The 13,909-nt window shown below is 66.5% G+C and carries 13 protein-coding genes and 1 tRNA gene; 9 read left to right on the top strand and 5 right to left on the bottom strand.

The window, feature by feature from the left end; genetic code table 11:
• The first annotated feature begins 8 nt into the window (after window positions 1-8).
• Window positions 9-509 (top strand): 5-(carboxyamino)imidazole ribonucleotide mutase, encoded by a 501-nt coding sequence (gene purE, locus ACQRBR_RS11510; protein ID WP_006006731.1) that lies wholly within the window; start codon window positions 9-11, stop codon window positions 507-509.
• Between the two features lie 296 nt (window positions 510-805).
• Here the strand turns inward: purE and ACQRBR_RS11515 are convergent, their stop codons facing one another.
• Window positions 806-1,519, bottom strand: a complete 714-nt coding sequence (locus ACQRBR_RS11515) for a DsbA family protein (protein ID WP_427813017.1) — start codon at window positions 1,517-1,519, stop codon at window positions 806-808.
• A 160-nt stretch (window positions 1,520-1,679) separates the two neighbouring features.
• Between ACQRBR_RS11515 and ACQRBR_RS11520 the strand changes: the two genes are divergently transcribed.
• From ACQRBR_RS11520 to ACQRBR_RS11555, 8 genes are all read left to right on the top strand, one after another.
• Window positions 1,680-1,755 (top strand) — tRNA-Ala (locus ACQRBR_RS11520).
• A gap of 352 nt (window positions 1,756-2,107) precedes the next feature.
• Entirely contained in the window at window positions 2,108-2,521 is a 414-nt protein-coding gene (locus ACQRBR_RS11525; protein WP_168935077.1) for a cytochrome c maturation protein CcmE, read from the top strand.
• 110 nt (window positions 2,522-2,631) lie between these two features.
• The gene (locus ACQRBR_RS11530) at window positions 2,632-4,566 is read left to right on the top strand and encodes a heme lyase CcmF/NrfE family subunit (RefSeq protein WP_427813018.1); all 1,935 of its coding nucleotides are present in this window, start codon (window positions 2,632-2,634) and stop codon (window positions 4,564-4,566) included.
• A 10-nt stretch (window positions 4,567-4,576) separates the two neighbouring features.
• Window positions 4,577-5,302: a heme ABC exporter ATP-binding protein CcmA gene (ccmA, locus tag ACQRBR_RS11535; protein WP_204675068.1), complete on the top strand. Its 726-nt coding sequence runs from the start codon at window positions 4,577-4,579 to the stop codon at window positions 5,300-5,302.
• Complete coding sequence (locus tag ACQRBR_RS11540) at window positions 5,299-5,976, top strand: heme exporter protein CcmB (RefSeq protein ID WP_287438273.1); 678 nt, start codon at window positions 5,299-5,301, stop codon at window positions 5,974-5,976. Before ccmA ends, ACQRBR_RS11540 begins: the two co-directional genes overlap by 4 nt.
• Entirely contained in the window at window positions 5,973-6,659 is a 687-nt protein-coding gene (locus ACQRBR_RS11545; RefSeq protein ID WP_168935084.1) for a cytochrome c biogenesis protein, read from the top strand. Before ACQRBR_RS11540 ends, ACQRBR_RS11545 begins: the two co-directional genes overlap by 4 nt.
• Before the next feature lie 161 nt (window positions 6,660-6,820).
• Complete coding sequence (locus tag ACQRBR_RS11550) at window positions 6,821-6,958, top strand: CcmD family protein (protein ID WP_006006716.1); 138 nt, start codon at window positions 6,821-6,823, stop codon at window positions 6,956-6,958.
• Window positions 6,951-7,505, top strand: coding sequence for a tetratricopeptide repeat protein (locus ACQRBR_RS11555; protein WP_168935086.1), 555 nt, complete (start codon window positions 6,951-6,953; stop codon window positions 7,503-7,505). The genes ACQRBR_RS11550 and ACQRBR_RS11555 overlap by 8 nt, the downstream gene beginning before the upstream one ends.
• A gap of 424 nt (window positions 7,506-7,929) precedes the next feature.
• Here the strand turns inward: ACQRBR_RS11555 and ACQRBR_RS11560 are convergent, their stop codons facing one another.
• The 4 genes from ACQRBR_RS11560 to ACQRBR_RS11575 form a co-directional block, all read right to left on the bottom strand.
• On the bottom strand, window positions 7,930-9,975 hold the full coding sequence (locus ACQRBR_RS11560; RefSeq protein ID WP_427813019.1) for a dipeptide ABC transporter ATP-binding protein: 2,046 nt from the start codon (window positions 9,973-9,975) through the stop codon (window positions 7,930-7,932).
• A gap of 208 nt (window positions 9,976-10,183) precedes the next feature.
• Window positions 10,184-11,725: an ABC transporter substrate-binding protein gene (locus tag ACQRBR_RS11565; RefSeq protein ID WP_427813020.1), complete on the bottom strand. Its 1,542-nt coding sequence runs from the start codon at window positions 11,723-11,725 to the stop codon at window positions 10,184-10,186.
• A 114-nt stretch (window positions 11,726-11,839) separates the two neighbouring features.
• Window positions 11,840-12,790, bottom strand: coding sequence for an ABC transporter permease (locus tag ACQRBR_RS11570; protein WP_427813021.1), 951 nt, complete (start codon window positions 12,788-12,790; stop codon window positions 11,840-11,842).
• On the bottom strand, window positions 12,790-13,770 hold the full coding sequence (locus tag ACQRBR_RS11575) for an ABC transporter permease (RefSeq protein ID WP_204626544.1): 981 nt from the start codon (window positions 13,768-13,770) through the stop codon (window positions 12,790-12,792). Before ACQRBR_RS11575 ends, ACQRBR_RS11570 begins: the two co-directional genes overlap by 1 nt.
• Window positions 13,771-13,909 lie beyond the last annotated feature (139 nt).

The raw sequence follows: 13,909 nt of genomic DNA on the forward strand, positions 1-13,909 counted from the left end.
GAACATCTATGGCTCAAGTCGTCATCATGATGGGCTCCAAGTCCGATGAAGAAAAGGTCAGCCCCTGCGTGGACGTGCTGCGTTCGCTGGGCATCTCCTATCTCTTCACGGTCAGCTCCGCCCACCGTACCCCCGAGCGCACGGAGAAGATCCTGCGCGAACAGGAAGCCGCCGGCGCCAAGGTCTTCATCTGCGCCGCCGGCATGGCCGCGCACCTGGCCGGTGCCGTGGCCGCCCGCACCACCCGTCCCGTCATCGGCATCCCGGTCTCCGGCGGCCTGATGGGCGGCATGGACGCCATGCTCGCCACTGTGCAGATGCCTCCCGGATTCCCCGTGGCCACCGTGGCCATGGACAAGGCCGGTGCCCGCAACGCCGCCTGGCTGGCCGCCCAGATCCTGGCCGTGGCCGATCCCGCGCTGGATGAAAAGATCCGCGCCGCCCGCGCCAAGATGCAGGCCGGTGTGGAAGAAGCCGCCGCCGAGATCGAAGCCAAGTACGGCTGCTAGCCGGCCGGTACATCAGCAAACAAAAAGCCCTCCGTTCGCGGAGGGCTTTTTGTTTGGCAGCGGTCTGGCTGCGTCACATATCCTGAAAAAGAAAATCCCGGAGACGGGGACCTGTCTGCTTTCCATACCTGGCCGTTATACCGAATCAACCCTGTCCATGCCCGGATGTCGGCTCCTCCCAGTCAGTGACGGGGACCGGCCGGTCAGACCGGGAAAAGGTTTTTTCGGGGTGGGGGAGAGTTTGAAAGGGGTAGGGGCAGTTTTTGCCCAAAAAACGCCCCTCCCCCTCTCAACTCCTAAAAACAGCACTTGCCGTCCAGACCGCAGGCAGCCCCCTGGGCGACGGGGCTTTCGCGGACACCGCGCAGGGCATCGTCCAGCTTGGCCCGGACGCCGGCGTAGTCGCTGTAACCGCGGGCCAGCAGGGTGCGCTGGCCGTCGTGCTCCAGATACAGGGTCGGATACAGGAGAAATTCGCCCATGACCTCCTCGGCTTCGGCGGCGTCATGCCGGGCGGCGCTTTGGATGGCGGGATCCGCCATGGCGGCGGCCAGGGCGTCGGCGGGCGTCCCTGCAGGCAGCCAGGCGGCCGCGATGGCAGCCTGTTCTCCGGCGGCCATGACATCACGGCCCTGGGCATAGAAGGCCATCTGGAAGGCCTCCATCTGTTCCAGCTCGTGGCCGGGGGCCAGATGGCGCAGGGCAGCCAGGGGCAGGTTCATGGCCGGGGAATGCATGAGCAGATCCGGGCCCGTACCGGCCACAGCCTGTTCCAGTGCCTGACGGAAATGTTCCGTGGACTGGCCGGTGGTCTCCTGCAGGCGGGCGAAGAATTCCCGGATGGTGGGGTATTCTTCCAGCATGCCGGTGAGGGTCTGGGGCTCGTCCATAAGGTTGCCGCCCAGCACGCGCACGGGCAGTTCGGGATGTTCCGCAGCCAGGCGGCGCATGACCGGCGCGAAGCCGTAGCACCAGGGACAAAATACGTCGGTGAGATAGAGGAGGTTCATGGCCGCAGCATACGCTTTTGGCCGGGGAAGGAAAGTCCGGCCGGGAGCCGTGCGGGCAGGGAAGGAGGGTGGCCCTTTGCCGTGGTGGGGAGATGAAAAAACTTTTTTGATTTTTTTGTTGACAGAGGGGCTGCTTTTTGGCAATGTGCCTTCTTGCCGAGGGGCTGTAGCTCAGTTGGGAGAGCGCTTGAATGGCATTCAAGAGGTCAGGAGTTCAATTCTCCTCAGCTCCACCAAAAAGGGAATCAGGGTTTGCGGAAACGCAGACCCTTTTTTCGTTTCTGGCCACGGAAGCACAGACAGCAAAAAAGCCGGGGCTCATCAGAGCCCCGGCTTTTTCGTATCCGGCTGAAAGCGCCTTCCGTACGCGTATGCGCTACAGCGCATGGCAGTTCTTGTCTGATACCCTTTGCAAGTCCATCGGCAACCCGGCAGAAGGGGGTAGAGTGTGCGTGCGCGCACACTTGATTCATGCGGCTTTGCTGGCCTATCAGGAGCGATTCTTACTTGTCAAAAAAACAGGGCTGTGCTAGGGTATGCAGCAGCTTCGTGCCGGGAAAGGCACGTTCTTTCATGCAAGGAGACCCCATGCCCCGCAAGAAAAATACCTGTATGTATCTCGTGGCCGCCCTGCTGTTCCTGGGTGGTCTGGGCTATCTGGTCTTTTCCGGCCTGTCGGAGAATACCGTCTATTTCCTCAACGTCTCCGAAGCCCGGGCCGCCACGGCCGACAAGTTGCAGGCGGCCCGCCTGTTCGGCACCGTGGCCCCCGACAACCTGCTCAAGAACGTGGACGGCCCCGGGGCCAGCTTTTTGCTGCAGGACAAGGACGATGCGGGCCTGACCCTGCCCGTGGTCTACAAGGGCGCCGTGCCGGATACCTTCAAGGCGGGCGCCGAGGTCATCGTGGAGGGGGGCCTGCAGCCCGACGGCCGTTTCATGGCCAAGACCCTCATGACCAAGTGTCCTTCCAAGTACCAGAAGGAAAACCGCAAGAGCTAGGGCGGCGCAGGCCGTACCCTTCCTGACGCACGGCCGGGCCTCATAGGCCGGTCGCGTCCTCACCGGAAATGTGCCGCCATGGCTGGTCGTGGCGTGCCCAAAGGAGCCCCATGTATTTCATTGCCTATGCCATGCAGCTGCTGACCCTGATCTGTGCTCTGGGCGGCAGTGCGCTGGCGCTTCTGCAGCTCTGGCAGCAGCGCGGCGACGCCCTGGCGCTGATCGAAAAGGTCCACTGGGCCATCACCGGCGCCCTTTCCCTGGCGGCGGCCCTGCTGCTGCACGCCCTGTTCTGGAACGACTTCAGCCTGGTCTATGTGGCCAGCTACACGGACCGTGTGCTGCCCGCCTTCTACCGCCTGACGGCCTTCTGGGCCGGGCAGCCGGGCTCCATGCTGTTCTGGGCCTTTTCCGTGGCCATCAGCGGCAGCATCTTTGCCCTGACGCCCGCCTACAAGCGCCTGACGCCCGCCACGCGGCTCTGGTACTGGGGCTTCTTCTACGCCATCATGGCCTTCTTCGCCCTGATCCTTTCCTGCTGGAGCAATCCCTTCGAGATGCAGTCGCCCGTGCCGCCGGACGGCAACGGCCTCAATCCCCTGCTGCAGAATCCCGGCATGATCTTCCACCCGCCGCTGCTTTTCCTGGGCTACGGCGGCTTCACCGTGCCCGCCTGTCTTGCCCTGGCCCAGAGCCTTTCCGGCGGTGAGGGCGAGGACGGCTGGCACCGTGTGACCCGCCCCGTGACCCTGCTGGCCTGGGCCTTCTTGACCGCGGGCATCATCCTGGGCATGTGGTGGGCCTACATGGAACTGGGCTGGGGCGGCTACTGGGCCTGGGACCCGGTGGAGAACGCCTCCCTCATCCCCTGGCTCATCAGCACGGCGGCCCTGCACACCCTCATCGTGCAGGAGCGCCGCAACAAGCTGCATCGCGTGAACGTGGCCCTGATGTGCCTGACCACCATCTCCGCCTTTTTCGCCACCTATCTGGTGCGCAGCGGCGTGGTGCAGTCCGTGCATGCCTTCGGTGACGGCAGCGTGGGCACGCCCCTGACGGTCTTCGTGCTGGGGGGCCTGCTGATCTCCTTCTGGGCGGCCTTTTCCGTGCCTGCGCGCGGGCGCGAGCTGGCGGGCATCGTCAGCCGCGAAGGTTTTTTGGTGATGGTCTGCTGGCTGCTGCTGGCCCTTTCGGTCATCATCCTCGTGGGCACCATGTGGCCGGTCATCAGCCTGCTCTGGACGCCGGAGCCCCACGGCCTGGACGCCAATTTCTACAACCGCGTCTGCGTGCCCCTGGGCATGCTCATCATGCTGCTGCTCATGGTCTGCCCCTGGCTGCGCTGGGACGGCGGCCTGCGTGACGCGCCGCGCTTCTGGCTGGCTCTGGGGGCCTTCGTGGCCTCGGGCGCCGCTTTCTTCTTCCTGGGCTACCGCCAGCCCGTGGCCCTGCTGGCCGCGGCGGGCTCCGTGGCCTGTCTGGCCGGGCTGCTGGCCAGCCTGCCTTCCCTGCCGGGCAAGGGCGGCTGGCGTGCCGTCGGCGCCGCGGGCCTGCATGTGGGCCTGGCGGTGCTGGTGCTGGGCATGGCCTTCTCCGGCCCCTACAAGCAGGAATACGACCTGCTCTTCCAGAACGGCAAGGGCGTGCAGCAGGCCGGTGCCTACCGCGTGGAGCTGCTGGAGGCCCAGCAGGGCCGCGCCGTGGACCATGACTATCTGGAAGCGCGCCTCAAGATCTATGAAGGCGACACGCTGCTGGGCGAGCTCAAGCCGCAGCGCCGCATGTACGACAAGTTCGGTACCATGCAGTTCTCCGAAGTGGACGTGGTCCCCGGTCTGGGCAACGAGCTGTATGCCTCCTTCCTGGGCCTGGACGAGAACGCCTCGGTGCTGATCCGCTTCAGCGTGGAGCCTCTGGTCAACTGGATGTGGATCGGCGGCACGCTCATGTGCATGTTCCCCTTCCTCATGCTGGCCCGCGGCCGCAAAAAGCAGACGCCCGAAGCGGGGAGCGACGCTCCCGCCGACAACGGGCCGCAGGCCTGAGGCCGCCATCATGCTGCGTCTTGAGAACCTGGCCAAGCTCTACGGCCTCAAGGTGGTCTTCAAAGGGGTGAGCTGCCGCTTCACGGCGGGCAGCATCACCCTGCTGGCCGGGGGCAACGGCGCGGGCAAGAGCACGCTGCTGCGCATCATCGCCGGCCTGTCCCGTCCCTCGGCGGGCGAGGTCATCTTCGACGGCACGGGAGCGGGCGGCGTCGCCCGTGAAGACGGGCCGCGTCTGGCCTATCTGGGGCACGCCACCTTCGTCTATCCGGGCCTGAGCGCGCTGGAGAACCTGCAGTTCTGGGCCCGGGCCCACGGCCTGCGCCCCTCGCGGGCGGAGCTCCTGGCCCTGCTGGAGCATGTGGGGCTGGCCGCTCATGCCGAAGAGCGGGCCGGGGTGTTCTCGCGCGGCATGGCCCAGCGTCTGAACCTGGCGCGGGTGCTGCTGCTGGACGCGGACCTTGTTTTGCTGGACGAGCCCGGCACCGGCCTGGACGTCAACTCCATGGCCCTGGTGCGGCGCGAGATGCTGGCCGCCCGGGAGCGCGGGGCCTGCGTCATCGTGGTCAGCCACGATTTGGCGGGCGACAGCCCCCTGGCCGACCGCCTGCTGCTGCTGGAGAACCGCCGCCTGGCCTATGACGGACCGCCGCAGGGCCTTGCCGCCGTGGATTCCGTGCTCAACGCGGCCACGGGGGATGTGGCCGCGCCCACTGCCGGGGAGGTTCCCGCATGATATCCTTTGCCTTGACCGTGGCCCGCAAGGACCTGCTGCTGACCTTCACCCGCGGCAGCGGGCTGGTGCAGGGCCTGCTGCTGGGCCTGTTGCTGCTGTTCGTGTTCAGCCTGTCGCAGGGCGTGGGCGAACGCATGAGCCCGCAGGGCGCGGGCGCCGTGTTCTGGCTGGGCTCGGCCTTCTGTCAGGTGCTCATCTTCAATACGCTCTATGCGCTGGAAGAGGCCAACGGCGCGCGTCTGGGCCTGTTGCTGGCCCCGGCCCCCATACAGGCCGTGTGGCTGGGCAAGGCCCTGGCCGGGCTGCTGCTGTTGCTGGTGGCCCAGATGTTCTTTTTGCCCGCCGCCGTGGTCTTTCTGTCGCAGGAGATCGGCGCGCTCTGGCCCGTGGGCCTCGGCATGCTGCTGCTGGTGGACGTGGGCATGTGCGCCCTGGGGTCGCTGTTGGGCGCGCTCTCGCAGGGCGGCGCGGCGCGCGAGTCCCTGCTGAGCATCGTGCTCTTCCCCCTGCTGGTGCCCCTGCTGCTGGCGGGGATCGGCGTGGCGGCCCAGGTGTTTGGTGCGCCCGCGCCTGACGGCCCGGCCTCGTGGATAGGGCTGGCCGCCGCCTTCGACGGTGTCTTTCTGGCTGCCGGACTGCTGCTGTTCGGCTTCATGTATTCGGGAGACGAATGATGCAACGCGCCTTTTCCGTGTGGCCCCTGCTGCTGGTGTTGCTGGGCGGTGCGGCCCTGGCCGTGTGCCAGTGGCTGATCTTTTTCTATGCCCCTGTGGAAGCCCAGCTGGGCCTGATGCAGAAGGTCTTCTATACCCATCTGCCGCTGGCCTGGTGGGCGCTCATCAGCTTTCTGGTGGTCTTCGTGGCTTCCATCGTCTACCTGATCCGGCGTTCCCCGGCCGCTGACCGCGTCTGCGCGGCCGCCGCCGAGGTGGGCGTGCTGCTGGCCGGTCTGGCCCTGGTCACGGGCATGATCTGGGCCCGCCGCTCCTGGGGCGTCTGGTGGACGTGGGATCCCCGCCTGACCACCACGCTGGTCATGTGGTTCATCTATGCGGGCTATCTGGTGCTGCGCGGCCTTGACCTGCCGCCCCAGCGCAAGCGCATGATCTGCGCCGTGGTGGGCGTGGTGGCCTTTTTGGACGTGCCGCTGGTCTTCCTTTCGGCCCGGCTGTGGCGCTCCATCCATCCGGCGGTGTTCGCCTCCAAGGGCGGCGGGCTGGAACCGGAGATGAAGCTGACCGCCATCGCCTGTGTGGCGGCCATGGGCCTGTTCTGGGCGGGCCTGGTGTGGCTGCGCACCCGCCAGCTGGGCCTGCGCGACCGGCTGGACAGCCTGCGCCTGCAGGCGGAAGACTGATTTTCGGTCCCCGGCCTGTCCTGCCCGCTGCGTGCGGCGGGATGACGGCCGTGGATGCGCCGCTCCCGGGGAGCGGACAGGCGGAGCCGTGCTCCGTCCGGGCTCGATGAGCCCTGTTTTCAACGGATACAAGCGGGATCCCCGCTTTCAAGGAGTGCCCTATGGACAGCAATTTCCTGTGGCTGGTGGCGGCCGGTGCCGCCGTCTGGCTGGGTCTGGCCGCGTACCTGGTCTTCATGGGCTGTGCCCAGCGGCGTCTGGATGCCCGTCTGCGCCAGATGGAGATCCTGCATGACTGATAGCCGTCTTTCCTTCACCGCCCGCGCCATCATCCTGCTGCTGGGCCTGAGCCTGCTGGTCATGCTGGGCGTCACCATCAAGGAACGTGTCAGCAATCCGCACTTGGTGACCGAACGTCCCACGGCCCCGCAGGGCATGGGACAGGAACAGAACCTGCTGGCCAGCCTGATGCAGAAGGTGGCCGCCGAGCCCACCAACAAGGACGCCCTGATGCATCTGGCCGAACACCTGATGGCCACTCAGGAATGGGACGCCGCGGCCACCTTTGCCCAGCGTGCCGTGGCTCTGGACGTCAACGATCCCCAGCCCCTCTACATGCTGGGTGTCATCCTGCACAACCAAGGCAAGCCGCAGGAAGCGGCCGCGACCCTGGAAAAGGTGGTGGCCCTGCGGGACGACGCCACGGTGCGTTACAGCCTGGGCGTGCTTTACAGCTACTTCCTGCAGCAGAAGGACAAGGGGCGTGCCCACTGGGAGGCCGGCCTCAAGGATCCGAAGATCTCGCCCGAGATGCGGCAGGCCATCGAAGAAGAACTGAAAAAATAACTTTCCCCGACAAAACAGCAAAGGGGCGCCTTTGGGCGCCCTTTTTTCATGACCCGAGCCCGGCAGGGAGGCAGGTCCGTTTGAAGGAAATCCCTCCGTACGTCTCGGTTACTGTCCGCCGCTCCCGCCTCCCTTCTCGCCCCATACCAGCCGAACGGCCCTTCATCCCCCGCCTTTTCCCGGTGTCCACCACGAAAAAAGCCGCTCTTCATGGAGCGGCTTTCCGTCTTTTTTTGCTGTCCTGTCCCTATATCCATGCCGAAACCCCATCGTCCTCCCAGCCCTCCAGACAGCGACGGAGACAGGCGACATCACCAGAACAAAAGTTTTTTCGGGGATGGGGGTGTGGGGGAAGGGGCAGTTTTTCCCAAAAAACGCCCCTTCCCCCACAACTTTCCCAAAAAACTTCCTCCCCGCCCGGCACTTAGCCGCGCAGCCAGTGGCCGGGATGGACCTCCCGCCACGTGCCGTCGCTTTCGTCATCAGGACAGGGCAGGATCTCCTTGCGCTGCTCGAACAGGGGATCCGGCACGGGCATGGCCGAGAGCAGGGCCCGGGTGTAGGCATGCAGGGGCCGGGCGAACAGCTCTTCCGTAGGGGCCAGCTCCACCAGACGGCCGTGGCGCATGACGCCCACGCGGTCGCAGAGGTAACGCACCATGGCCAGATCGTGGGCGATGAACAAAAAGGTGAAATCGTGCCCCTGCCGCAGATGGCGGAACAGGGCCATGATCTGGGCCTGGATGGAGACATCCAGCGAGGCCACGGGCTCGTCGGCCACGATGAAGCGCGGCTCCAGGGCCACGCTGCGGGCGATGGCCACACGCTGGCGCTGGCCGCCGGAGATCTCGGCCGGATAGCGATCCAGGAAACCGGCATCGAGGCCCACATGCCCCAGCAGACGGACGACTTCTTCCCGGCGCTGGCGGGCATCGCGGAAGACGTTCTGGATGACGAAGGGCTCGGCGATGATGTCTTCCACGCGCATGTGCGGGTTCAGGGCCGCGGAGGAATCCTGGAAGATGATCTGCATCTGGCGCCGGCGCTCCTGCCGCAGATGCGGGGCCGGGTCATGGATGTCGTGCCCGTCGAAGAGGATGCGGCCCGTGGTAGGCGGATACAGGCCCATGACGGCGCGGGCCAGCGTGGACTTGCCGCAGCCCGACTCCCCCACCAGACCGAACATCTCGCCCCGGCGGACGGCAAGGTCGAGCCCGTCCACGGCCCGGACGGTCAGGCCCCTGCCGGGACGGAAATGCAGACGCAGGTCCTGCAATTCCAGCAGGGGGCGGCCGTCATCGTCGGGGACGTGGCCGTGCGCATGGTCCTTTGTGGCTGCCGCGGCTGTTCCCTGCTGGGCGGCCAGACGGTCATGCAGGCGCTGGTGGCCCTCCCCGAAGGCATAGCGGCTGTCGGACATTTCCAGCGCATGGGCGCTGTCGGTCCAGCACAGGCTGGCACTGCCCCGGCCCGGCGTGATGTGCAGGGGGGGCTCCACTTTGGGGGCCTGGGGGTGCAGCAGCCAGGTGGCGGCCTTGTGCCCGGGGCTGACCTCGAAAAAGGGCGGCATGCGCTGGTAGTCCACCTTCATAGCCCAGGCGTTGCGCTCCGCGAAGGCGTCGCCCGGCGGCGGGTCCAGCAGGCTGGGCGGCATGCCGGGGATGCCCCGCAGCTGCCCGCTGCGCACGGCCAGCGCGGGCAGGGCCCCCAGCAAGCCCCAGGTGTAGGGATGCCGGGGATCGTAGAAGACATCGGCGGCGCTGCCGGTCTCCACCAGACGGCCCGCGTACATGACGGCCACCCTGTCGGCCACGCGGGCCACCACACCCAGATCATGCGAGACGAGGATGATGCCCACGCCGGTCTTGCGCTGCACGTCACGCAGCAGATCCAGCATGCGGGCCTGCACGGTCACGTCCAGCGCGGTGGTGGGCTCGTCGGCCAGCAGGATGCGCGGTCCCAGGGCCAGGGCGATGGCCAGCACGCAGCGTTGCCGCATGCCGCCGGAAAAATAGTGCGGTTGCAGGCGCATGCGGGCTTCGGGATCGTCGATGCCCACCAGCTCCAGCAGTTCGAGGGCCCGCTGCCGGGCCTGCTCCGGGCGCATGCGGCGATGGCGGCGCAGGGCCTCCATGATCTGGTCGCCCACGGGCAGGGTGGGGTTGAGGCTGGCCATGGGATCCTGGAAGAGCATGGCGGCCTGAGGGCCGCGCACGGCGCGCATCTGCCGCTCGCTGCAGGGCACGATGTCGCGGCCTTCCATCAGGATGCGGCCCGAGATGCGGGCATTGTCCGGCAGCAGGCGCAGGATGGAACGGCACAGCACGGACTTGCCGCAGCCCGATTCGCCTACGATGGCCAGGGTCTCCCCGGCATGCAGTTCCAGATCGACACCGCGCACGGCCTGAACCTGTCCGGCGGGGGTAGCGAAGGTGATGTGCAGGTCTTCCAGTTGCAGCAGGGGCGTCATGGCAGGCAAGGGGTTGAGGTTGGAGAAGGGCGGTCGGACACCGTACGGCGCGGGAACGGCCGCCGCGCCCGCGTCTTTCCCGGTGGGCCATCCGGCCGGTGCGGCGCGTCAGGTTCGGGACAGGAGGGCGCAGGACGGCAGACGACGGGGGCACCGCGTCCGCCCTGCGGACGACGGCACCCCCGTCAGAAGCATTTTCCCGCGGCGCCTAGCGCTGCAGGGTCCAGTCTTCGATATTCCACATGACGCCCACGGCATGATGCCCCAGGACGCGGGTGGTATCCAGCCCCTTGAGAGCGGCCACGCTCACATAGTTGCCGTGCAGGTAGACCAGGGGCAGTTGCGCGGGCATGGCGGCATAGGCCACTTCAAAGGCCTGATAGGCGGCCTTGCGCTTGGCGGGGTCCTCGGTGGCGCGGCCCTCACGCAGCAGCTCGTCCACCTTGGGGCTGGAATAGGCCATGTTGTTGTCGCTGGCGCCGGTGACGAAGCTCTTGAACACGCCGTCGGGGTCGAACTCGGCCGCGAAACCGGCCAGATAGCCGTTGTAACCGGCCTTCCAGTCGAAGCGCGTGACCAGGGCGATGTTCATTTCCACCCCGGCTTTCTTGAACTGGCGGGACAGCACGTTGATGATGTCCACGCGCTCTTCTTCGTAGTCGCGCACCTGGATGGTGAAGGAGAAGCGCTCGCCGTTGCGGGCGTAGATGCCGTCCGGGCCCTTTTTCCAGCCCAGGCGCTCCATCTCGGCCGCGAACTTTTTCAGGTCATAGGGATAGACGTCCGCAGCGGGGTTGCCGCCCAGAGGGCTGGTCTGGATGGGGCTGAAGGCCGGGAAGCCCTGGCCCGCCAGCACGCCGTCCACGATGGCCTGCTTGTCCACGGCGTAGTTGAGCACCGCGATGGAGTCCTTGTTGCGCTGCCAGAAGGGCGTGTGGAAGTCCATGGCCACCGTGCGCAGGTCGGCGGTGGTGAAGTCCACGGTGGTGAAGCCGTCCTTGCCGCGGAAGGTTCGGGCATACTTGGCATTGAGCCAGGCCAGATCGGCTTCGCCGGAGCGCAGCATGAGGGCCTTGGTGCTTTCCACGGCCACGGTCTTATAGACGATGCGCTCGATGGACGGCACCTTGCCGTAATAGTCCGTGTTGCGCTCCAGCACGATCATGCCGCCGGCCGTGTCCCAGGAGACGAACTTGAAGCGGCCGGTGCCCACGGGGGCGTGGTTGGCGGGCACGGTGTTGATGTCATGCCCTTCATAGATGTGGGCAGGCAGGATGCCCATGCAGAAATTGTCCAGCATGGCCGCATTGACCCGCGCCAGCCGGATGACCACGGTGCGCTCGTCCGGAGCGGAGATCCGGCTGATGTCCTGATAGTTGCTGGTGATGGTGGAGGTCAGGGTCTTGTCGCCGGTCAGGGCCGTGTAGGTGTAGACCACGTCCCGGGCGCTGAAGGGCGCGCCGTCGTGCCATTTGACCCCGTCGCGCAGGTGGAAGGTATAGGTCAGGGTTTTGGGATCATAGTCCACGCTTTTGGCCAGGTCGGGCACGGGCAGGCCCTTGGCGTCGAACTTCATGAGCCCGGAAAAGATGATGGTGGGCAGTTCCTGATGGGGGCTGAGCACAGGGTTGATGGTGTCCTCGTTTTCGCCGGCATAGACCAGGGTGTTGGCCATGTCGGCGGCCGGGGCCGGATGGGCGGTCAGCAGGGCCAGAGCCAGCAGGCAGCAGGACAGCAGGGATCGTTTCACGGCGGGGTTCCTCGGCGGGCCCGGGGCCCGGGTTGAAGGTTCTCGGCGGACGGGGGAACGGAGATGCCCTCAGGCGGGCGGCATGTATCCGGGGCAGGCGGGGCCTGCCGGTGTTCAGAGATTGCTGGGGCCCCGGACGCTGTTGCGGCGGAAGTGGTGGCCCAGGCTGGTGATGCAGAGCAGGGCCGTCACCAGGAACAGGCCGGGGATGAGGATCACCCACCAGGTATTGAGCAGCAGGGCCTTGTCGGCCAGGGCCAGCATGCTGCCCCAGGAAAGTTCGTCCACAGGCAGGCCGAGGCCCAGGAAGCTGAGGGTGGATTCCATGGCGATGCTGGTGCTGACGGCCGAGATGACCACAAAGAGGATGGCCGAGACCACATTGGGCACCAGATGGCGGCGCATGATCCAGCCAAAGCTGCCGCCCATGCAGCGCGAGGCCAGGATGTATTCGCTGTGGCGTATCTGGCGCACCTCGCCGCGCACGATTCGGGCCAGGGCGAACCAGCCCGTGACGCCGATGAGCAGGGCGATGCTCAGGGCGTTCTGGGGGCCCAGCAGGGAGACGGCCAGCAGCAGCACCAGCAGCACGGGGATGCTCTGGACGAGCTCCACAAGGCGCATGAGCAGGGCGTCGGTACGGGCCGGGGCGATGCCGGACAGGCAGCCGTAGGCCACGCCCAGCACGGTGATGACCGCGGCGCTCAGCAGGCCGATGAGCAGGGAGGCCCGGCCGCCGAACCAGATGATGGAATAGATGTCCCGGCCCAGGGAGTCGGTGCCGAAAAAGAACCGGCTGCCGGGCGGGGTGTTGCGGTCGGCAAGGTAGAACTCGGCGGGGTCGTGGTTGGCCAGCCAGGGCGCGCACAGGCAGCCCAGCACCAGCAGGAGCAGCAGGCACAGGGGCAGCAGGGGCAGACGGGCCAGGCGCTGCCGCCAGCCGGGACGGCGCAGGGCCGGGCGGTGTTCCCGCCAGCCCGCGCCCACCAGCTCGAAGGCATCGTCGGGGAGGGCCTCCTCCGGCCGGGTCACGGCGCTATGGGGGGCCGTACGGGGATCGCCCATCAGCAGACCACCTCACCGCTCTTGATGCGCGGGTCGATGGCCTCGTTGATGCTCTGGGCCAGCAGGCTGCTGATGATGACCATGGCTCCGGTAAACAGGACCATGAGCATGAGCAGGTTGTAGTCGTGATACTTGGCGCTGGAGATGGCCAGCAGGCCGATGCCGGGATAGTTGAACACGGCTTCGGCCACATAGGTGCCGCTGAGCACATGCGGGATGGAGATGGCCATGATGCCCACCACCGTGGGCATGACGTTGCGCAGGCAGTGGCTCCAGAGCACGCGGGTGCGGCCCAGGCCCTTGGAGCGGGCCAGCAGCACATAGTCGCGGCGCACTTCGTCCAGCAGCTTGTTGCGGATCATGTAGGCGTAATACCACAGGTGGCTGGCCACCATGACGGCCAGCGGCAGCACCAGATGGCGGGCGCGGTCGGCGATGTCGCCGGCCTTGCCGTAGCTGTAGGCGCCGCTGCTGGGCAGCCATTCCAGATTGACGCTGAAGACCAGCACCAGCAGCACGCCCAGCCAGAAAGCCGGGACATAATAGGCCGTGGTGCCCACCCGACAGATGAGGCGGTCCAGGGCGCTGTGCTCGAAGCGGGCGCAGAGCAGGGCCAGGGCGATGGCCAGCACGAAGACCAGCGCGTAGGCCAGCCCGCCCAGCAACAGGGTGTTGCCCAGCAGGGGCAGGACCACGTCCACCACCGGGCGCTTGTATTTGAGCGACATGCCGAAGTCGCCGTCCAGTACGTTGCCGGCCCAGCGCCGGTACTGTTCCCAGATGGGGCCGTCCAGGCCCAGGCGCTGGCGGGCGGCGTCCAGCTCGGCGCTGCTCATGGATTGCACGGCATCGCCGTAATAGGATTGCAGGGGATCGCCGGGCGTCAGGCGCGAGATGTAGAAGACCGCCAGCGAGAGCGCCAGCAGCATCAGCACCAGCAGCGCTGCCTTGCGCAGCAGGGAGGCTATGAGGGTCGGCATGACATCCTCCGGTCGGCCTGACGGTCGCATCCGGTTTTTGGTGTTACAAATTGCAAATCCGTGTCACGGCTATTTAGGGCCATAAAAGCTGCCGTGTCAAGGCAGGGGCCGGAAAAAAGCGGACATGGCGTGCTTTCGC

Source organism: Desulfovibrio sp. SGI.133, from assembly GCF_050313955.1.
Classification (GTDB): domain Bacteria; phylum Desulfobacterota; class Desulfovibrionia; order Desulfovibrionales; family Desulfovibrionaceae; genus Desulfovibrio.

Excerpts from the sequence above, each read along its gene's own strand:
- purE (WP_006006731.1), top strand. The coding sequence starts at position 9 with ATGGCTCAAGTCGTCATCATGATGGGCTCCAAGTCCGATGAAGAAAAG.
- ACQRBR_RS11515 (WP_427813017.1), bottom strand. The coding sequence starts at position 1,519 with ATGAACCTCCTCTATCTCACCGACGTATTTTGTCCCTGGTGCTACGGC.
- ACQRBR_RS11525 (WP_168935077.1), top strand. The coding sequence starts at position 2,108 with ATGCCCCGCAAGAAAAATACCTGTATGTATCTCGTGGCCGCCCTGCTG.
- ACQRBR_RS11530 (WP_427813018.1), top strand. The coding sequence starts at position 2,632 with ATGTATTTCATTGCCTATGCCATGCAGCTGCTGACCCTGATCTGTGCT.
- ccmA (WP_204675068.1), top strand. The coding sequence starts at position 4,577 with ATGCTGCGTCTTGAGAACCTGGCCAAGCTCTACGGCCTCAAGGTGGTC.
- ACQRBR_RS11540 (WP_287438273.1), top strand. The coding sequence starts at position 5,299 with ATGATATCCTTTGCCTTGACCGTGGCCCGCAAGGACCTGCTGCTGACC.
- ACQRBR_RS11545 (WP_168935084.1), top strand. The coding sequence starts at position 5,973 with ATGATGCAACGCGCCTTTTCCGTGTGGCCCCTGCTGCTGGTGTTGCTG.
- ACQRBR_RS11550 (WP_006006716.1), top strand. The coding sequence starts at position 6,821 with ATGGACAGCAATTTCCTGTGGCTGGTGGCGGCCGGTGCCGCCGTCTGG.
- ACQRBR_RS11555 (WP_168935086.1), top strand. The coding sequence starts at position 6,951 with ATGACTGATAGCCGTCTTTCCTTCACCGCCCGCGCCATCATCCTGCTG.
- ACQRBR_RS11560 (WP_427813019.1), bottom strand. The coding sequence starts at position 9,975 with ATGACGCCCCTGCTGCAACTGGAAGACCTGCACATCACCTTCGCTACC.
- ACQRBR_RS11570 (WP_427813021.1), bottom strand. The coding sequence starts at position 12,790 with ATGGGCGATCCCCGTACGGCCCCCCATAGCGCCGTGACCCGGCCGGAG.
- ACQRBR_RS11575 (WP_204626544.1), bottom strand. The coding sequence starts at position 13,770 with ATGCCGACCCTCATAGCCTCCCTGCTGCGCAAGGCAGCGCTGCTGGTG.